We start from the raw sequence: 18,817 nt of genomic DNA on the forward strand, positions 1-18,817 counted from the left end.
CATGAGCAAGCCCGTTGACAGTGCCGTCAGCGCCGTCCGTACGTACATCGACCGCCACCGCGACGCCTTCCTCGCCGATCTGGGCGACTGGCTGCGCATCCCTTCCGTCTCGGCGCAGCCCGAGCACGCCGGGGACGTGCGGCGCAGCGCCGACTGGCTCGCCGCCGCACTGAAGGACACCGGGTTCCCGGCCGTCGAGGTCTGGGAGACCCCCGGTGCCCCGGCCGTCTTCGCCCACTGGCCGTCCGACGACCCGCGGGCCCCCACGGTCCTGGTCTACGGCCACCACGACGTGCAGCCCGCCGACCGCGCGGACGGCTGGGCCACCGACCCCTTCGAGCCGGTGTTCCAGGACGGCCGCCTGTACGCGCGCGGGGCCGCCGACGACAAGGGGCAGGTGTTCTTCCACACCCTGGGGGTGCGCGCGCATCTGGCCGCCACCGGACGCACCGCGCCGGCCGTCCATCTGAAGCTGCTGGTCGAGGGCGAGGAGGAGTCGGGCTCGCCGCACTTCCGGGCGCTGGTCGAGGAGCGTGCGGAGCGGCTCGCCGCGGACGCCGTGATCGTCTCCGACACCGGTATGTGGGCCGCCGACACCCCCACCGTGTGCACGGGGATGCGGGGTCTGGCCGACTGCGAGATCGAGCTGTTCGGCCCCGACCAGGACATCCACTCCGGTTCCTTCGGCGGGGCGGTGCCCAATCCCGCGACCGAGGCCGCGCGGCTGGTCGCCGCCCTGCACGACGAGCACGCGCGCGTGACGGTGCCCGGCTTCTACGACGGCATCGTGGAGCTGACCGACCGTGAGCGGCGGCTCTTCGCCGAGCTGCCCTTCGACGAGGAGCGGTGGCTGCGTACCGCGAAGTCGCACGCCACCCTGGGGGAGGCCGGGCACACCACCCTGGAACGCCTCTGGGCGCGGCCCACCGCCGAGGTCAACGGCATCGGCGGCGGTTACCAGGGCCCCGGCGGCAAGACGATCATCCCCGCGCGGGCCATGCTGAAGCTGTCGTTCCGGCTGGTCGCCGGGCAGGACCCGGACCGCGTCGAGGACGCCGTCCGCGCGTGGGTGGCCGCGACCCTGCCCGCCGGCATCCGGCACGAGATCGTCTTCGGCGCCGCCACCCGCCCCTGTCTGACGCCGCTGGACCACCCGGCGCTGCGCTCCGTGGTGCGGGCGATGGGTCTGGCGTTCGAGCGGGAGATCCGCTACACACGTGAGGGCGGTTCGGGACCCGCGGCCGACCTCCAGGACGTGCTCGGGGCGCCCGTACTGTTCCTCGGCATCTCCATCCCCTCCGACGGCTGGCACGCGCCCGACGAGAAGGTGGAGCTGGACCTGCTGTTCAAGGGGGTCGAGACGGCCGCCCATCTGTGGGGCGACCTCGCGGAGAACTGGCGTGATGCGCGCTGACGCCCCCCGCGCGCGGGCGGCCGCACCCCACGGGGCCGTCCGGGGGCACACCGAAGGGTCCGCTCCCCACCGCCGGGTCCTGCCGCGCGCCGCCGGGTCCCGCCGTACGTCCCGCTGAACCGCCCGCCGACCCATCCGTTCCACCGGGGGAGATGGAAGCACCTGTGACCACCTGGACCGATCGCTGCGCCGATCATCCGCTGCCGCTGACCGCGCCCAGCGGTATCGACCGAGCCGCCCATCTGCGCCTTGACGAGGCGTCGCTGGCCGCCGCCTGGAGCCACCCGTCGACCAGGGTCTTCGTGGTCTGCGGCGGCCAGGTCCTCATCGACGAGACCCCGGACGGCCGTACCGAGCTGGTGACGACGCCGTCCTTCGAGGCGCCGCTGACCGAGGCCCACCGCTACTTCCTGGGCACGGACGAGGACGGGGTCAGCTACTTCGCGCTCCAGAAGGACAGCCTGCCGGGCCGGATGGACCAGTCCGCGCGGCCGGCGGGGCTGCGGGAGGCCGGCCATCTGCTGGGGCCCCGGGACGCGGGCCTGATGGTGCACGCCGTCGCGCTGGAGAACTGGCAGCGGATGCACCGTTTCTGCTCGCGCTGCGGCGAACGCACCGTCATCGCCGCCGCGGGCCATATCCGCCGCTGTCCGGCCTGCGGCGCCGAGCACTACCCGCGTACCGATCCGGCCGTGATCATGCTGGTCACGGACGACGAGGACCGGGCGCTGCTGGGCCGCCAGATGCACTGGCCGGAGGGCCGTTTCTCGACGCTCGCCGGGTTCGTCGAGCCGGGCGAGTCCATCGAGCAGTCGGTGCGCCGCGAGGTGCGCGAGGAGTCGGGGATCACGGTGGGCGAGGTCGAGTACGTCGCCAGCCAGCCGTGGCCGTTCCCGTCGAGCCTGATGCTGGGGTTCATCGCGCGCGCGACCTCGACGGGCATCGTCGTGGACGGGGACGAGATCTCGGAGGCCCGCTGGTTCTCGCGGGACGAGCTGAGCGCCGCGTTCGACTCCGGCGAGGTGCTGCCGCCGTACGGGATCTCGATCGCGGCCCGGCTGATCGAGCTGTGGTACGGCAAGCCGCTGCCGAAGCAGGGCCCCGGGAGCTGACGGGGCGGTCGGTGCGGCCGATGTGCTTCCGGGGCAGCCGGTGTGCCCCTGGGGCGGGCCACGGCGGGCCGTCCGGTGCCGTGGGTCACGGGTACCCGTCCGGGCCGGGGCTGCACGGTCCTCCGTCGGGATCGTCGGCCACGGCCACCCGACCGGACCGGTGGGCCACGGGATCCCGTCCAGATCGTCGGCCAGGGCTATCCACCTGGATCGTGTGGGTCACGGCCACCCGTTCGGGCAGGGTGTCCCGGCCGCTCCCCGGGCGTCCCGGCACGGACGTCCGGGGAGCGGCCGGGGCCGGTTCACAGCCAGCCGGGTACCACGAACAGCAGCCACGTCACTGGGGGTGCCACCGCGGCCATGCTCATCCCCCAGACCATCAGCCGCTTGAACACCTCGTCGCGGCGGCCCTCCGGGGCGTTGGCGGTGACCAGGGCGCCCGAGGTGGACACGGGCGAGGAGTCCACCACCGACGAGGAGATGGCCAGCGCGATCACCATGCCGACCGCGCCCACCTCCCCGGCCAGCAGGAACGGTACGGCGAGCGGGATGAGCGCGCCGAGGATGCCGGTGGTCGAGGCGAACGCGGACACCACCGAGCCGATGAAGCAGATCAGCAGCGCCCCGATGAGCGGCGCGCCGATCCCGGCGACGCTCTCCCCGAGCCAGTCGATGGTGCCGATGCGTTCCATCATGCTGACGAAGGTGACGATCCCGCAGACCAGCAGGACGGTGGACCACGCGCAGCGGTCCACCGCGCCCTTGGCGGAGGCGGGGGACAGCAGGGACAGCACGACGGTGACGGTGAGCGAGAGCAGTCCGACGTTCAGGTCGAAGAACAGGGCGCCGACGACCAGGCTGAGCAGCCCGAGCAGCGTGAGGACCTTGACCCGGTCGAGCCGGGCCTCGTCCGCGACGGGGTCCGGCAGGGGTGTGACGGGCGCCGGGCTCCGCAGGGTCGCGGTGCCGCCCTTGGGGCCCGTGCCCACCCCGGCGGGTACGGGGGTGCCGCCGGACGGGTGGGTGTCCGGTACGCCGTCCCCGTGCGGCGGCGGGCCGGTGGGCTCGGCGCCGTCCTGGGGGAGGTCGCCGGGGGCGCCCGCCCGGCGGCCGATGAGCGACCTGCCGCCGAACATGAAGAAGACGACCAGGCTGAGCAGCACATTGAAGAGGAAGGAACTGACGAAGAGCAGCGTCGGATTCCCCGGCAGGCCGTTCCGCTCGACGACTCCGTTGGTGATGCTGCCGAAGATGCTGATCGGGGAGAATCCCCCGGCACTGGCTCCGTTGATGATGAAGAGACCGAGCAGGACGGGATTGATCCGGTAACGGGCGGCGAATCCCATGCCGATCGGGGCGATGATGGCGACGGCCGCGGGGACGACCGCCCCGACGGCGGTGAGTACCGCGGTGACCAGGAACATCGCCCAGGGGATCAGGGCGATCCGGCCGCGTACGGCGCGGGTCGAGGCATGGACCAGCCAGTCGACGGTCCCGTTGTTCTTGGCGATGGCGAACAGGAACGTGACACCTACGAGCACCACGAACAGATCGCCGGGGAAGCCGCCGAAGATGTCGTCGGAGGTCTGTCCGACGAACAGGCTGCCGACCAGAAAGGCGGCGACGATCGCCAGCGCTCCCATGTGCACGGACGTGAATGTGGCAATGGTGAAGACCAGCGCTAGCGCGATGATGGATATGACGTGATCTGACACGAGGCTTCCTCGCCTTCGGTCGACGGTCGTGCTGCGGGCGTGGCGAAGCCGTCCTCCTGTGGGGGGTGGACGGCTTCGACAGAGGGTGGTGCCGCAGTCCGGCACGGCGAGGGGACCGAAGACCTCGCCGTGCGAAATTCCGTTATGTGGAATACGGGTTCCGCGATGAGGAGTATGGAATCCGTGCCGACGGAGGCGCGTCAAGAGGTGCGACCGGAACTTCTTCCGCCGCGCCCCGGTCGGACGTCAGTCGCCGCGCCGTCGTCCCAGGGATTCGCCGACCGCCTGTGCCGCCTCGTGGACCGCCGCCCCGAACGCCGCCCGTGACGCCTCGGTCAGCCGGCTCGTCGGGACGTTGATGCTGATGCTGGCGACCGGTGTCCCGTTCGCCCCGATCACCGCGCTGGCGACGGCGGACACATCGGTGCGCCACTCCCCGGAGTTGGTGGCGTAGCCCCGCGCGCGGATCTCGGCCAGCTCGGCGCGCAGCCGCTGCGGGTCGGTGATCGAGGCGTCGGTGAAGCGGGACAGCCCCTCGGTGATCAGCCGCTCCACGGTCTCGACGGGGCTCGCCGCGAGCACCGCCTTGCCGTTCGCGGAGGCGTGCACCGGCAGATTCTGCCCGAGGGGCAGGATGATCCGTACCGGTTTGGTGGTCTCCAGCCGCTCGATCAGCACGATCTTGCCGCCCTCGGGCACCGCCAGATGCACCGTCTCGTCGGTGCGGCGGCGCAGTTCCTCCATCACGGGTACGGCGATGTCGCGCAGCGGGAGTTCGCCGGTGGCGTGTCTGCCGACATGCAGGGCCTTGGTGGTGACCATCCACCGCGTCGTGGTCCCCGACGCCGGTCTGATCCAGCCCGCGGTGTGCAGCGTGACCAGGGCGCGCTGCACCGAACTCTTCGGCAGATCCATGGCCCGGGCCAGCTCCGCGACGCCGATCGGCTGCCGCTCGGCGACCTCCTCCAGGGCGCGCAGCGCATTCAGGACGTTCTGCATCCATTGACTCCCTCGAACGGTGACGCTTATGCTCCGCCGTGCCATCCTACGGTACAGCGTGCCGCCTTACGGCACAACTCCTCGGAGGGGTCCTCTCATGACTTCGCGCACCGGCCGCCACTTCCTCCAGATCCCCGGCCCCACCAACACCCCCGACCAGGTGCTGCGTGCCATGTCGGCGCCCACCATCGACCACCGGGGCCCCGAGTTCGCCGCCCTCACCGTCCGGCTCCTCGACATCGTCAAGCCCGTCTTCGGCACCTCCGGCCCCGTCGTGATCTACCCCGCCTCCGGAACCGGCGCCTGGGAAGCCGCCCTCGTCAACACCCTCAGCCCGGGCGACCGGGTGCTCTGCTTCGAGACCGGGCACTTCGCCACCCTCTGGCAGGAGATGGCCACCTCGCTCGGCCTCAAGGTCGACTTCGTGCCCGGCGACTGGCGCCACGGCGCCGACCCCGAGGAACTCGCCCGCCGCCTCACCGCCGACACCAAGAACGCGATCAAGGCCGTCTGTGTCGTCCACAACGAGACCTCCACCGGCGTGACCAGCCGGATCGCCGACCTCCGCGCGGCCCTCGACGCGGCCGGACACCCCGCGCTGCTCCTCGTCGACACGATCTCCTCGCTCGGCTCCATCGACTACCGGCACGACGAGTGGGGCGTCGACGTCACCGTCGCGGGCTCGCAGAAGGGCCTCATGCTCCCGCCGGGCCTCAGCTTCAACGCCGTCAGCGAGAAGGCGCTGGCCGCCGCGAAGACCGCGCGGCTGAAGAGGTCGTTCTGGAACTGGGAACCGATCATCGAGGCCAACCGCCGCGGCTTCTTCCCGTACACCCCGGCCACCAATCTGCTGTACGGGCTCTCCGAGGCGCTGGGCATGCTCGACGCCGAGGGACTGCCCCAGGTGTACGCCCGCCACGCCCGGCACGCCGCCGCCACCCGCGCGGCCGTGCACGGCTGGGGCCTGGAGGTGCTCTGCGCCGACGAGCGCGAGTACTCCGGCTCACTGACCGCGGTGCTGCTCCCGGACGGCCATGACGCCGACAAGGTCCGCAGGATCATCCTGGAGCGCTTCGACATGTCCCTCGGCGCCGGCCTCGGCCGGCTCGCCGGGAAGATCTTCCGTATCGGCCACCTCGGCCACTTCAACGACCTCACCCTCGCCGGGACGCTCGCCGGTGTCCAGATGGGCCTCGAACTCTCGGGGGTGCCCGTCGACCCCGCCGGTCTGGGCAAGGCCCTCGACGTGCTGCGCACACCGTGAGACCAGGGCGGGTGCGGTCCCCCCACGCGAAGGGCTCCCGGTACCTGTGCCCAGGCCCGGGACGCCCCGCCGCCCGCACCCGCCCTTCCTCCGGCGCGGCAACCGCCCTCCACGCGCGCGTGCCGGACACCAGCCGCTCACGCGCGTGTGCCCCGCCCCGGCCCCACGCGCGTGCCGCACGACCACCGAGACCACCACCACCACACACCCACGCACCCGCACCCCCGCATACGCACCCACGCACCCGCACCCGCGCGTACGCGTGCCCCGCAGCCCCATACCCCCCGGCCCCATATCCCCGGCCCCGTACCCCCGCACCCCGTACGTCCCGGCAGCCCGCCCCCCTGGGAGCAACCGCCCGACCACCCTTGGAGTCCCCGCACATGACACTGATCGGCGACGAAGCCCCGACGGCAGCAGCATCGGCCGACCGCGATCTGGAGCGGCGGCTCCGCCGCGACCTCGACGGTGAGGTGGCCTTCGACGACTACACCCGGCATCTGTTCTCCCGCGACGCCAGCATGTACTCCATCACCCCGCGCGGTGTCGTCTTCCCCAAGCACACCGCCGATGTGCAGGCCACCGTCCGGGTCGCCGCCGAGTACGGCATCCCGGTGCTGCCGCGCGGCGCCGGTACCAGCCTCGCCGGACAGACCGTCGGCCCCGGTCTGGTCCTCGACTTCTCCCGCCATATGAACCGCATCCTGGAACTGGACCCCGAACGCCGTGTCGCACGCGTGGAACCGGGTGTCGTCCAGGACCAGCTCAACAAGGCGGCGGCGGCGCACGGGCTGATGTTCGGCCCCGACACCTCCACCAGCAACCGCGCCACCATCGGCGGGATGATCGGCAACAACTCCGCGGGCAGCGGCTCACTGCGCTACGGGATGACGATCGACCATGTGCGCGCCCTCGACGTGGTCCTGTCCGACGGCAGCACCGCACGGCTGGAGCCGGTGGACGAGGCCGAACGCAAGCGCCGCGCGGACCTGCCCACCCTGGAAGGCCGCCTCTACCGCGATCTGCCGGTGATCATCCGCTCCAACGCCGCCGCCATCGCGGAGGGCTTCCCCGAGTTCTGGCGGCGGGCCTGCGGATACCGGCTCGACCGGCTCTCCCGCGACGACACCCCCTTCGACCTGGCGAAGTTCGTCGTCGGCTCCGAGGGCACCCTGTGCATCGCCACCGAGGCCGAGGTCGACCTCGTCCCCAAGCCGCCCCGTACGGTGATCGCCGTCGGCCACTTCACCTCGGTCGTCGCCGCCATCGAGGCCACCGAGACCGCGCTGTCCTGCCACCCGGCGGCCGTCGAGCTGATGGACCGCACGATCCTCGACCTGTCCCGGCAGAAGATCGAGTACGCGTCCCTGGGCGAGATCCTGGAGGGCGACCCGGACGCCCTGCTGTTCGTCAGCTTCACCGGCGACGACGAGACCGAACTGCTCGACCAGCTCCGCCAGCTCACCACCCTCTGGGAGCGCTACGGCCACGGCTACCACACCCTGCGCGCGGTCACCCCCCAGCAGCAGGGCGCCCTGATGAAGGTCCGCAAGTCCAGCCTCGGGCTGCTGATGGCGGCGGGCGAGGGTACCCGAAGGCCGCTCGCGTTCGTCGAGGACACCGCGGTCGACCCCGTCCACCTCGCCGAGTACACCCGACGCTTCAAGGGCATCCTCGACGACCACGGCCTCAGCGCCGGCTTCTACGGCCACTGCTCCGTCGGCTGTCTGCACATCCGGCCCTTCGTGGACCTCGCGGACCCGCAGCAGGTCATCACCATGCGGACCGTCGCCGAACTGATCAAGGACCTGGTCACCGAGTACGGCGGGGTGAACTCCAGCGAGCACGGCGACGGTCTCGCCCGCAGCGAGTTCAACCGGGAGATCTTCGGCGACGAGCTCTACGAGGCGATGCGCGCCGTCAAGGGCGTCTTCGACCCGCAGGACCGCATGAACCCGGGCAAGATCGTGGACGCGCCCGCCATGACGGAGAACCTGCGCGACCCGGCCCTGCCACCCGCCGTGGAACTGCGCACCCGGCTCGACTTCGACATCGTCGGCGGGATGCGCGGCGCCGCCGACCGCTGTATGAACATCGGCCTCTGCCGCAAGAGCGGCACGGGCGCGATGTGCCCGTCCTACATGGCCACCCGCAACGAACAGGACTCCACCCGGGGCCGCGCCAACGCCCTGGTCAAGGCACTCTCGGAACCCGACCCCAAGAAGGCGCTCGGCGACGAACGCCTCCATGAGGTGCTGGACCTGTGTCTGATGTGCAAGGCGTGCAAGAGCGAGTGCCCGCTCGGCGTCGACATGGCCACCCTCAAGGCCGAGGCGCTGTCCCACCACCACGACGAGCACGGCATCCCGCTGCGCTCACGGATCTTCGGGTCCATCCGCTTCCTCAACCGGCTCGGCTCCGCCACCGCCCCGCTGTCCAATCTGCCGGGACGGGTGGGACCGCTGCGCCGGTTCCTGGCCCGCTGGCCGGGCATCGCCAGGGAACGCCCCCTGCCCACCTTCACCCGGCGCAATCTGGTGCGCTGGTTCAAGGGCCGCGAACAGAGCCCCCGGCTGGTCGCCCCGCAGGGGACGGTCACCTATCTCGCGGACTCCTTCACCACCTACACCGAACCCGGGATCGGTGCCGCCGCGATCGAACTGCTCGAAGTCGCGGGCTGGGACGTGCGGCTGGAGAGCGGCGGCTGCTGCGGTCGCTCCAGTCTTTCCAAGGGCCTCCTGGACGACGCCAACGAGAAGGCGTTCAAGCTCGCCCATCTGCTCGCCGAGACCACCCCGCCCGGCTCCCCGATCGTCGGCTGCGAACCGTCCTGCCTGATGACGCTGCGGGACGAGCACAAGGCGATGCTCCCCGACGACACCGCGGTCAAGGACGTCTCCGGACGGGTCCGGCAGGTGGAGGAACTGCTGGTGGAGGCCATCGACGAAGGACGCCTCAAGCTCAGCGAAACCGCCTGGCCCGCCGGGAAGCGACTGCTGTACCACGGCCACTGCCACCAGAAGGCCGAGGTCGGCACCGCGGCGACCGTCGCACTGCTCAAGCGCATCCCCGGTGTGGAGGTCGAGGAGCTGGACGCGGGCTGCTGCGGGATGGCCGGGTCGTTCGGCTTCGAGGCCGAGCACTACGACGTGTCGATGACCGTGGGCGAGGACCGGCTCTTCCCCGCGGTCAGGGCCGAACCGGACGAGACCGTCATCGTCGCCACCGGTGTCTCCTGCCGTCAGCAGATCTTCCACGGCACGGAACGCGACGCGTGGCACCCGGTCCAGCTGATCCGGGAGGCGCTCATCGTCTGACCAGGGCGTTTCCCGCCCCCAAGACCTGTGCCCCGGGACCAAGGGACCCCGGGGCACGGACGGGAGCCCGAGGCGGCAGCCCTCGGGCGAGCGTCCGACGGCCGTCCGCCACGTGGGCCGCGTGACGGAAGGCCGGACAGGGCGGCGCCCCCGTGACCATCCGGTCACGGGGGCGCCGTACGTACGGGGAGCCGGGTCGTACGTCCTGGAGAGCGCCGCACCACTGGACGGGGGCGCCGCCCGTACGCGGACCCCGGTCAGCTCGCGAGGGCCTGCTTCACCTGGGCGAGACTCGGGTTCGTCATGACCACATCGGCGCCACCGCCGGTGGGCCGAACGATGAGCGTCGGCACCGTCTGATTGCCGCCGTTCGCCTCCTCCACGAACTTCGCCGACTGCGGGTCCTGCTCGATGTTGATCTCGTCGTAGCCGATGCCCTCACGCGTCAACTGGCTCTTCAGCCGCTGGCAGTAGCCGCACCACGTGGTGCTGTACATCGTCACAGTGCCCGGCATGTCTCTCGCGCTCCTTCGTGCCTACGGGACGAGCGGGAATACCTGCTCGCACTCCGTGAACGTACGTGACCGGGCGACCATTCCCGGCACCCGGGTCAGGACCCCGGGCGCAGGCCCGTCCGGGAGCGGGAGCGGTGCGTGGCGCGCGGCGGACCCGTGGACACCTGCGGCGGGACGGCGCGCGGCGGACCCGTGGAAACACCCGTGTCGGGACCGGCGCACGTCGGCCCGTGCCCGGCCGGGGGACCCTGTGCCCGGCCGTCGTCGCACGAGCTCGACCCCGCCGATCGGTGGGACAGCGATTCCGCCGGTCGGGGGAGAACATCCGGCGGGCGGTCACGGACGGCTCCCACCGGACAGCGGGTCCCGCGGATCCGCCCACCAGGCACCGCCGGAGACCCGGCGCGAGCCGCCGGACGGGTCGTCCGGGGGCTCGCGTGAGCGCGTCCGCCCGGTACTCCCCTTCTCTGGAGCGGCATTAATACGACCGCGTGCCCGACCCTGTGGACAACTCGCGCGGTCCGCTCCACGGACCTGGCAGCATGGCGGGGTGACATCAGCAACGCACTCCACACTCTTCCCACGGGAATCAGGCCCCGGCCAGTTCCCGGCGCCGCCGCAGGGCGCGGACTCCGTGCTGGAGGGGCTCGACCCCGAACAGCGCGCGGTCGCGACCTCCCTGCGCGGTCCGGTGTGCGTACTGGCCGGCGCGGGCACCGGCAAGACCAGGGCCATCACCCACCGCATCGCCTACGGGGTGCACGCCGGGGTCCTCCAGCCCGGCAGCGTCCTCGCCGTCACCTTCACCAACCGCGCGGCGGGCGAGATGCGCGGCCGGCTGCGCCAGCTCGGCGTCGCCGGTGTCCAGGCCCGCACCTTCCACTCCGCCGCCCTGCGCCAGCTCCAGTACTTCTGGCCCAAGGCCGTCGGCGGCGGCCTGCCCCGGATCATCGACCGCAAGGTCCAGCTCGTGGCCGAGGCCGCCGCCGCCTGCCGGGTCCGCCTGGACCGGGGCGAGCTGCGTGATGTCACCGCCGAGATCGAGTGGTCCAAGGTCACCCAGACCGTCCCCGCCGACTACGCGGCGGCGGCCCGCGCCGCCGGTCGCGAGACCCCCCGCGACGCCGCCGAGATCAGCCAGCTCTACGGCACCTACGAGGACCTCAAGCGGCACCGCTCCGTCATCGACTTCGAGGACGTCCTGCTGCTCGCCGTCGCGATCCTCCAGGACCGGCACGACATCGCGGAGCAGGTCCGCGGCCAGTACCAGCACTTCGTCGTGGACGAGTACCAGGACGTCAGCCCCCTCCAGCAGCGCCTGCTCGACCTGTGGCTCGGCGAGCGCGACAGCCTCTGTGTCGTCGGGGACGCCAGCCAGACCATCTACTCCTTCACCGGCGCCACCCCCGACCACCTCCTCGACTTCCGCACCCGCCACCCGGGGGCCACCGTCGTCAAGCTCGTCCGCGACTACCGCTCCACCCCCCAGGTGGTGCACCTCGCCAACGGCCTCCTCGCCCAGGCCAGCGGACGCGCCGCCGACCACCGCCTCGAACTGGTCTCCCAGCGCGAGGCCGGTCCCGAACCCCACTACAGCGAGTACACCGACGAGCCCGCCGAGGCCGAGGGTGCCGCCCGCCGTATCCGCGACCTCATCGCCTCCGGGGTCCCCGCCAGCGAGATCGCCGTCCTGTTCCGCACCAACAGCCAGTCCGAGACCTACGAGCAGGCCTTGGCGGACGCGGCGATCCCCTACCAGCTGCGTGGCGCTGAACGCTTCTTCGAGCGGCCCGAGGTCCGCGAGGCGGGCGCGGCCCTGCGCGGCGCCGCCCGCTTCGGGGGCAACGACTCCCTCCTCGACGACGCCGTCGACCTGCCGTCCCAGGTCCGCGCCGTACTGTCCACCAAGGGCTGGACCCCGCAGCCCCCCGCCGGTTCCGGCGTGGTCCGCGAACGCTGGGAATCCCTCGCCGCCCTCGTCCGCCTCGCGGAGGACTTCTCCCGCGCGCGGGACGCCGCCACCCTCGGGGACCTCGTGGCCGAGCTGGACGAACGCGCCGGAGCCCAGCACGCCCCCACCGTCGAAGGCGTCACCCTCGCCTCCCTGCACGCCGCCAAGGGCCTGGAGTGGGACGCCGTCTTCGTCGTCGGGGTCGCCGAGGGCATGATGCCCATCACCTACGCCCGCACCGACGAGCAGATCGAGGAGGAGCGCAGGCTGCTCTACGTCGGGGTCACCCGCGCCCGCCGCCACCTCCATGTCTCCTGGGCGCTGTCCCGCTCGCCCGGCGGCCGGGCGGGCCGCCGCCCCAGCCGCTTCCTCGACGGGCTGCGCCCCGGCTCCACCGGCTCCGCCACCCGGGTCGGCCCCCTCGGCCACGGGGGGGTCGAGCCCGGCAGCGGACGGGCCCCGGCCACCGCCGCCCCCGCCGCCCGGCGCCGGGTGCGTACCCCCGCCCGATGCCGGGTCTGCGGACGCACGCTGACCGACGCGGGCGAGATGAAGCTGATGCGCTGCGACGACTGCCCGTCCGACATGAACGAGGGCCTCTACACCCGCCTGCACGACTGGCGTGCCGCGCAGGCCAAGGAGAGCGGTCAGCCCGAGTTCTGCGTCTTCACCGACCGGACCCTGGTCGCCATCGCCGAGACGGCCCCCCGCGACGAGGGGAGCCTGGCCCGTATCCCGGGCGTCGGGATGCGCAAGGTACGGGGCTTCGGAGCCGATGTCCTGGCCATCTGCGCAGGTGAGGAGGGCGAACCAGGGGTGGGTGACCGCTGAGGCAAACTCGTCGGAAAAATAGTTTGCACATGCCCAGGCAATCACCATAGGTTCTTAAGCACGGCGACGGCAGCTTCTCCGAAGCGCCCGATCCGTGCTGTACTTAATATCCGTCGGACCAGGCTCGTCCAGGTCCCCCAAGACGCCGAGAGGAGGCGATTTCCAGTGATCAGCATCAAGAACAGCAAGTCCGTCAGCACCGTCACCCTGACCGATCACTCGGTCGTCGTCTCCGCATGCCCGTCCGGTTTCTCGAACCTGGGCACCGGTGTGTCCGGCGTCGCCGCTGTCCGCCCCGAGCCTTCCCTGGCCCTCACCGGCCTGGTGATCCGAGAGCGCGGCAGCCGACCGACCGAGGCACTGGAAGCAGAAGCGGCAGCCAAGGCACTGGCCTATGGCTTTGCGGCGACCGGTGCCGGACTCGGCAAGCGTCAGACCAAGCAGCACCACACGATGTGGGCCTTCCGTGGGCTCGAACCCTGGAGCGATCCAGCCTGATCTCGATCAGGTCGGCGCCTCAGGGCCGCGGAATCCCACCCGGGAACCGCGGCCCTTCTGTTTTTCCAAAAACAGAGCGAAGGGGTCTCGGGACAACAGAACAACCCGGTACCAGCCTCCCCAGCCACCGCTGGAGAGACAGCCACCGGCCGACCGGCCGGACCGAAACAACGAGGTAGACACCACCGTGCAACTCGACGCGCACGCTCCGTCAGCTCCGCCCTCGGACACGACCTCCCCGCCCGGCCCCACGAAGGACTCCACCGTGACCCCCCTCACCGCGCTCACCGCGCTCGACGACGCCATCGAGAACCTCGGCGTGCCCGTCCCCTGCCGTTCGTACGACCCGGAGGTCTTCTTCGCGGAGTCCCCGGCCGATGTCGAGTACGCCAAGTCCCTCTGCCGGACCTGCCCGCTGGTCGAGGCCTGTCTCGCCGGGGCCAAGGAGCGGCGTGAGCCGTGGGGCGTCTGGGGCGGCGAGCTGTTCGTCCAGGGTGTCGTCGTCGCCCGGAAGCGGCCCCGTGGCCGTCCGCGCAAGAACCCGGTCTCAGCATGAAAATCCTCGGAACGATCGATCGCCCCTTCACGCACGACCCCCGGAAACAGGCCCCGATGACCTCCACCGACGAACCCACCGGCTTCACCACCACAGACTTCACCACCACGGGCGTGCTCGACGAGTCACGCCGGAACAGGACCCGCGAGATGCAACTCATTCCAGAAGCCATGGCACGCGCGCATATGCGCGAGCGGCTGCGAGAGGCCGAGGCGGCCCGACCGGCCGAGCGGCTGATCACCGCCCGGCGGATGCAGCGGCGCGCCGAGCGCGCGTCGATGCGTGCCCGCCGCGCGCTGGCGCTCGCCGTGATGCAGTAATACGCCGCACGGCCAGGGCCACCACCTCCGCCGGCACTTCGGCGGCCACCGCACCGTGGCCGCCGCCCGGTGCCGACGACAGTTCGAAAGCTCCCGTGGGGGCCGGTCCCGAACGGACCGCCCCCCGCGCCGCGTTACGCTCCCGAGCCCCCGCACCCCGCGACGAGTCCGGGCCCGGCCGGCCTTCGTTCCCGGCCGTCCGCCCCGTGTTGCACACGTCAGGCCACCGGACGCGGCGATATCGTCACCTGGTGGAACGTCAGAACACCGGCAGTCCCCGCAGCACCGACAGCACCGACAACATCGGCCGCAACGACGGCACCGGCCGCGCACTGGCGGAACCCGGTACCCCGGCCCGCTGCGCCCGATGCGGTGCCGAGGCGGGTGCCGAGTCCAGTGCCGGTGCCGAGGGCGTTCCGCTCACCTGGACGTGCTCCGTCGAGAACCGGGTCCACCGCTACTTCTGCGACCGGTGCGCCCGGGAGAACCTCAGAGCGATCGAAGGACGCCTGGACTCTCCCTGGTGGTGAACCCCGGGACACCCGCCCGTCCGGACATCCGCTCGCCGGGACCCGCGTCTGTCGGGACCCGCGCTCGCCGGGTCAGGCCTCCGTGTCCGGCCGGGCCGCCTCCGTGCCGGACGACGGCTTCACGAGATCCGGCCCCGCCGCGTCCCCGACCTCTCCGTTCTCCTCGTACACGTACTCCTCCACGTCCTCCTCGTACTCCACGTACTCCTCCTCGGGGAGGAACCCCGGTACCCAGGACTCCAGTTCCTCGCGGAGGCGGACGGTCGCGCCGAGCTGGCAGAGCACGCCGATCGTGCTGAGCGTCACCCGGTGGATCAGCAGATACGAGGGCGGGAGGTTCAGCCGCTTGGCCAGTTGGTAGGCGGGGGAACGGGGGTCGCCGATGCGGGCCGCCTGGTCACGCATCCACCCCCGGGTGAACGTGAACTCCTCGGCCTGGGCCGGTTCGATGATCGGCAGCAGATAGTCGACCACGGCCTGCGGGTCGAGATCGATCTCCGCCTTGACGAACCCCTCCTCGCACAGCAGGCCGTACACCGCGTCCGCCTCGCCGTCGATGGTCATCCGCAGCGAGTCACCGATGACCTCGGGCAGTCCGCCCGGCAGCCGGTCGACCGTACCGAAGTCCAGGACACCCAGCCGCCATCCGTCACCGTCGGGCAGCAGCCGGAAGTTGCCCGGATGCGGATCGGCGTGCAGCAGACCCGTCCTGGCGGGACCCGAGAACAGGAAGCGCGCCAGCAACTGCCCGGCCCGGTCCCGCTGCTCCGGTGTACCGTCCGTGATCACCTCGGACAGGGGCACCCCGTCGATCCACTCCGTGACGAGCACCTGATCGCACTGATGCACCACCGCGGGCACCAGCACATCGGGATCGTCCAGGAACTCCTCCGCGTGCACCCGCTGCGCCTGGGCCTCCAGGTCGTAGTCCAGCTCCTCCGCGACCCGGTCCCGCAGCTCCGCGATGAGCGGCTTGACGTCCATCCCGGGGACCAGCGGGCCCAGCAGCCGGGCGAACCGGCCCAGTTGGGTCAGATCCGACAGCAGCGCCTCACCCGCGCCCGGGTACTGGACCTTGACCGCGACCTCCCGGCCGTCGTGCCACACGGCCCGGTGCACCTGCCCTATCGACGCGGCGGCCGAGGGCTTGTCCGCGAACTCCGCGAACAGCTCGCGCCAGTCCTCACCCAGCCGTTCCGCCAGCACCGCGTGCACCGTGCGGGTCGGCATCGGGGGCGCGGCGTCCTGGAGTTTGGTCAGAGCCGCCCGGTACGGCCCCGCGATCTCCTCCGGCAGCGCGGACTCGAAGACGGACAGCGCCTGCCCGAACTTCATGGCGCCGCCCTTCAGTTCACCGAGGACCTTGAACAGCTGGTCGGCGGTGCGCTGTTGCAGTTCACGGCCCACGAGCTCCGCGGACTTGCCGCCGATGCGCTTGCCCAGCCCCCAGGTCGCCCGTCCGGCGATGCCGAGCGGCAGAGCGGCCAGCTTGGCCGTCCGGGTGACCGCCTTCCGCGGAAGATCCGACATTCGCCCCTCCAGGTCCCAGCCACCCGTGCCACATGCGGCGGCTACGCAGTCATTGTGTCGTGCGCCGGCGAATCCTCCGAGGGGTGTGCCGTCCCGGTGTGCGCGGGCGCCGCTCCGCACGGGCAGTCGGGATGCGGACGCGACGCCCTGGAGCGCCACTCCAGATACGGCAACGACGCCTCCCAGCGGGTGCCCGCGCTCGCCGGTACCGCCCCGTCCAGCAGGGCCAGGGCGTGTGCGGTGGCCAGCCCGGCGACGGTGGCGGCCAGCGCCAGATCGCAGGGCGGGACCTGACGCGGGGTCCCCGAGCGCCACTGCGCGAGCAGCCGTGGCCACGCCGGATCGCGCACCGCCCGGCCCCGCTCGGCACAGCCCGCGCAGGCCGTCAGACCCGGCAGGACCAGCGGGCCGACCACCGCCGTGCCCTCGACCACCCCCGCGTAGAGATGGGGGACACCCGCCATGACCAGGTCGGCCCAGGCGGCCGGATCGGGCGCGTGTACGGCGAGACCGTCCCGCGGCGCGCCGATCACCAAAGCCAGCGGGGGCTCGGGGCCGAGTTCCTCCGCCGCCGGCTCCGCGGCCTCGGACGCGGCCCTCCGGCGGGGGCGGGGCGGACGGCCCGGGGCGGCGCGGCGGGCCACCCGGCGCGCCGAATCCGCCCGCCGCTCACCTACCGCCTCCGGCGGATGCCCGCCCGGGGCCACCTCCCAGGGCTCGACCCGGCCGCCGTCCAGCACATCGACCCGGCCCACCCCGGCGCCCGCGAGGAGCGCGGCGATCATCGCGCCGGTCCGGCCCGCGCCCCGCACCTGGACCCGGCAGGCGCGGCGGGCCGCGAGCCGCCGCAGCGCTCCGCCCGGCCGCCGCTCGATCACGCTGAGCGTGGCGTGGTCGGAGCGCAGCCGCTCCATCGCGGGGCCCCGGCGCCGTAACTCCTCGGAGCCCGGCCCGCCGCCCGTCGAGGTGTCGAGGAGGCCCGCGGCGGCCAGGCGCTCGATGAACGCGTCCGCCCTGCCTTCGGGCAGACCGATCCGGCGGGCCTCATGGCGCAGCAGCTCCCGGCCGCGGGTGCCGTCGAGCAGGGTCAGGAAGGCGGCCGTCGCGCTGCCGACCGGGCCGAGCACGACGGCGTGCGCCTCGGCCACGCCGAACTGCACGGTTTCCAGGTCGCGCCAGCCGCGCCGCAGCGCGGGCTTCAGCAGTGGGTGGGTCGGCATGGGCGGGCTCCTCGGAGGGGCGGGTGACCGGCTCGGGCCGCCGGGCCCGGCGGTGCGGACCCCCGTCCCCCACCGGCGGGCCCCGGCGCGGCCCGACTCCTTCGATGATCCGCGCCCGCGGCGCGCCGTGCGGAAAGTTGTCCACAGGCCCCGGCTTTCTTCATACCGGTGCGCCTCCGGGCGGGCGGATCGATGCGGGGACGCGGGGCGGGGTCGGGACTTCTCCCCGGCCCAGCGGGTACCGTCAAAGCGTGTCCGCCGACCCACGCGCCGCGAGCCCGCCGCGCAGCACGACGAGTCCGCCGCCCGGCGGCTCACGGGCGAGCGCGGTCGAGGTGCGCAGGAGCGCGCGGCGGCGCCGGACGGTCTCCGCGTACCGGGAGGGCGACCGGACGGTCGTGCTGATCCCCGCGCGGATGTCCGAGGCGGAGGAGCAGCGCTGGGTCGGGGTGATGCTCGACAAGCTCGCCGCCCAGGAGAGCAAGCGGCTGCTGGGCGACACGGAGCTGGCCGAGCGGGCGCGGCGTCTGTCGGCGCAGTACTTCGACGGGCGTGCGCTGCCGCTGACCGTGCGCTGGGTCACCAACCAGAACACCCGCTGGGGGTCGTGCACCCCCTCGGAGGGGAGCATCCGCCTCTCGCACCGGCTCCAGGGGATGCCCGAGTACGTCGTCGACTACGTCCTGCTGCACGAGCTCGCCCATCTGCTGGTGCCGGGGCACGGGCCGGACTTCTGGCGGCTGCTGGAGGCGTACCCGAGGACGGAGCGGGCCCGCGGCTATCTCGAAGGGGTCGTGGCCGCCGAACGGCTGCCGTTCCGCCCACCGGCCACGGACACCTGACGCTGCCGTTCCGCCCCCCTGCCTCGCCGCCCGCGGCGGGCAGCCGTAGGGGCCGGGAGGCCGTACGGACCGTGCCGTCGGCGTGGCCACAGGTCGCATGGGTCACACAGGTCGCACAGGAAGACTTGTGTACCGGGTCTGTACCGGCATCGTCGGATGTCGGTGCTTGCGGTTAGCCTGTCGCGACGTGCTCGTGTCGGGAT

General features: G+C 72.3%; 15 protein-coding genes. 10 read left to right on the forward strand and 5 right to left on the reverse strand.

Features of this window, described 5'->3' with window-relative positions; translation table 11 throughout:
* Position 1 precedes the first annotated feature (1 nt).
* Both AB852_RS07375 and nudC read left to right on the forward strand, forming a co-directional pair.
* The gene (locus AB852_RS07375; protein ID WP_073784697.1) at positions 2-1,414 is read left to right on the forward strand and encodes a dipeptidase; all 1,413 of its coding nucleotides are present in this window, start codon (positions 2-4) and stop codon (positions 1,412-1,414) included.
* A gap of 152 nt (positions 1,415-1,566) precedes the next feature.
* The gene (gene nudC / locus AB852_RS07380) at positions 1,567-2,526 is read left to right on the forward strand and encodes an NAD(+) diphosphatase (RefSeq protein WP_178390945.1); all 960 of its coding nucleotides are present in this window, start codon (positions 1,567-1,569) and stop codon (positions 2,524-2,526) included.
* 302 nt (positions 2,527-2,828) lie between these two features.
* Here the strand turns inward: nudC and AB852_RS07385 are convergent, their stop codons facing one another.
* On the reverse strand, positions 2,829-4,241 hold the full coding sequence (locus AB852_RS07385; protein WP_073784701.1) for an SLC13 family permease: 1,413 nt from the start codon (positions 4,239-4,241) through the stop codon (positions 2,829-2,831).
* Between the two features lie 246 nt (positions 4,242-4,487).
* Entirely contained in the window at positions 4,488-5,240 is a 753-nt protein-coding gene (locus AB852_RS07390; RefSeq protein ID WP_073784703.1) for an IclR family transcriptional regulator, read from the reverse strand.
* Positions 5,241-5,337: 97 nt separating this feature from the next.
* On the opposite strand from AB852_RS07390, the gene AB852_RS07395 reads away from it, so the two are divergent.
* The gene (locus AB852_RS07395) at positions 5,338-6,504 is read left to right on the forward strand and encodes a pyridoxal-phosphate-dependent aminotransferase family protein (protein ID WP_073784705.1); all 1,167 of its coding nucleotides are present in this window, start codon (positions 5,338-5,340) and stop codon (positions 6,502-6,504) included.
* A 383-nt stretch (positions 6,505-6,887) separates the two neighbouring features.
* Positions 6,888-9,821: an FAD-binding and (Fe-S)-binding domain-containing protein gene (locus AB852_RS07400; protein WP_073784707.1), complete on the forward strand. Its 2,934-nt coding sequence runs from the start codon at positions 6,888-6,890 to the stop codon at positions 9,819-9,821.
* A 257-nt stretch (positions 9,822-10,078) separates the two neighbouring features.
* Here AB852_RS07400 and AB852_RS07405 read toward each other — a convergent pair whose 3' ends face one another.
* The gene (locus AB852_RS07405; RefSeq protein ID WP_073784709.1) at positions 10,079-10,336 is read right to left on the reverse strand and encodes a glutaredoxin family protein; all 258 of its coding nucleotides are present in this window, start codon (positions 10,334-10,336) and stop codon (positions 10,079-10,081) included.
* Positions 10,337-10,886: 550 nt separating this feature from the next.
* Between AB852_RS07405 and AB852_RS07410 the strand changes: the two genes are divergently transcribed.
* From AB852_RS07410 to AB852_RS07430, 5 genes are all read left to right on the forward strand, one after another.
* Positions 10,887-13,118: an ATP-dependent DNA helicase UvrD2 gene (locus AB852_RS07410; RefSeq protein ID WP_073784711.1), complete on the forward strand. Its 2,232-nt coding sequence runs from the start codon at positions 10,887-10,889 to the stop codon at positions 13,116-13,118.
* Between the two features lie 165 nt (positions 13,119-13,283).
* On the forward strand, positions 13,284-13,616 hold the full coding sequence (locus tag AB852_RS07415; RefSeq protein ID WP_073784713.1) for a hypothetical protein: 333 nt from the start codon (positions 13,284-13,286) through the stop codon (positions 13,614-13,616).
* Positions 13,617-13,803: 187 nt separating this feature from the next.
* The gene (locus AB852_RS07420) at positions 13,804-14,172 is read left to right on the forward strand and encodes a WhiB family transcriptional regulator (protein ID WP_073784715.1); all 369 of its coding nucleotides are present in this window, start codon (positions 13,804-13,806) and stop codon (positions 14,170-14,172) included.
* Positions 14,169-14,492: a hypothetical protein gene (locus AB852_RS07425; RefSeq protein ID WP_073784717.1), complete on the forward strand. Its 324-nt coding sequence runs from the start codon at positions 14,169-14,171 to the stop codon at positions 14,490-14,492. The genes AB852_RS07420 and AB852_RS07425 overlap by 4 nt, the downstream gene beginning before the upstream one ends.
* Before the next feature lie 251 nt (positions 14,493-14,743).
* Positions 14,744-15,022: a hypothetical protein gene (locus AB852_RS07430; protein WP_245876631.1), complete on the forward strand. Its 279-nt coding sequence runs from the start codon at positions 14,744-14,746 to the stop codon at positions 15,020-15,022.
* A 72-nt stretch (positions 15,023-15,094) separates the two neighbouring features.
* Here the strand turns inward: AB852_RS07430 and AB852_RS07435 are convergent, their stop codons facing one another.
* Together AB852_RS07435 and AB852_RS07440 are read right to left on the reverse strand one after the other, a co-directional pair.
* Positions 15,095-16,552 (reverse strand): ABC1 kinase family protein, encoded by a 1,458-nt coding sequence (locus AB852_RS07435; protein ID WP_073784719.1) that lies wholly within the window; start codon positions 16,550-16,552, stop codon positions 15,095-15,097.
* A gap of 41 nt (positions 16,553-16,593) precedes the next feature.
* On the reverse strand, positions 16,594-17,772 hold the full coding sequence (locus tag AB852_RS07440) for a ThiF family adenylyltransferase (protein WP_073784721.1): 1,179 nt from the start codon (positions 17,770-17,772) through the stop codon (positions 16,594-16,596).
* A gap of 251 nt (positions 17,773-18,023) precedes the next feature.
* Here AB852_RS07440 and AB852_RS07445 point away from each other — a divergent pair, with 251 nt between their 5' ends.
* A complete protein-coding gene (locus AB852_RS07445) occupies positions 18,024-18,614 on the forward strand; it encodes a M48 metallopeptidase family protein (RefSeq protein ID WP_073784723.1) in 591 nt (196 codons plus the stop codon).
* Positions 18,615-18,817 lie beyond the last annotated feature (203 nt).

This window comes from Streptomyces uncialis (genome assembly GCF_001905345.1).
Taxonomy (GTDB): domain Bacteria; phylum Actinomycetota; class Actinomycetes; order Streptomycetales; family Streptomycetaceae; genus Streptomyces; species Streptomyces uncialis.

Coding starts and splice junctions, on each gene's coding strand:
- AB852_RS07375 (WP_073784697.1), top strand. CDS start 2: ATGAGCAAGCCCGTTGACAGTGCCGTCAGCGCCGTCCGTACGTACATC.
- nudC (WP_178390945.1), top strand. CDS start 1,567: ATGGAAGCACCTGTGACCACCTGGACCGATCGCTGCGCCGATCATCCG.
- AB852_RS07390 (WP_073784703.1), bottom strand. CDS start 5,240: ATGCAGAACGTCCTGAATGCGCTGCGCGCCCTGGAGGAGGTCGCCGAG.
- AB852_RS07395 (WP_073784705.1), top strand. CDS start 5,338: ATGACTTCGCGCACCGGCCGCCACTTCCTCCAGATCCCCGGCCCCACC.
- AB852_RS07400 (WP_073784707.1), top strand. CDS start 6,888: ATGACACTGATCGGCGACGAAGCCCCGACGGCAGCAGCATCGGCCGAC.
- AB852_RS07405 (WP_073784709.1), bottom strand. CDS start 10,336: ATGCCGGGCACTGTGACGATGTACAGCACCACGTGGTGCGGCTACTGC.
- AB852_RS07425 (WP_073784717.1), top strand. CDS start 14,169: ATGAAAATCCTCGGAACGATCGATCGCCCCTTCACGCACGACCCCCGG.
- AB852_RS07435 (WP_073784719.1), bottom strand. CDS start 16,552: ATGTCGGATCTTCCGCGGAAGGCGGTCACCCGGACGGCCAAGCTGGCC.
- AB852_RS07440 (WP_073784721.1), bottom strand. CDS start 17,772: ATGCCGACCCACCCACTGCTGAAGCCCGCGCTGCGGCGCGGCTGGCGC.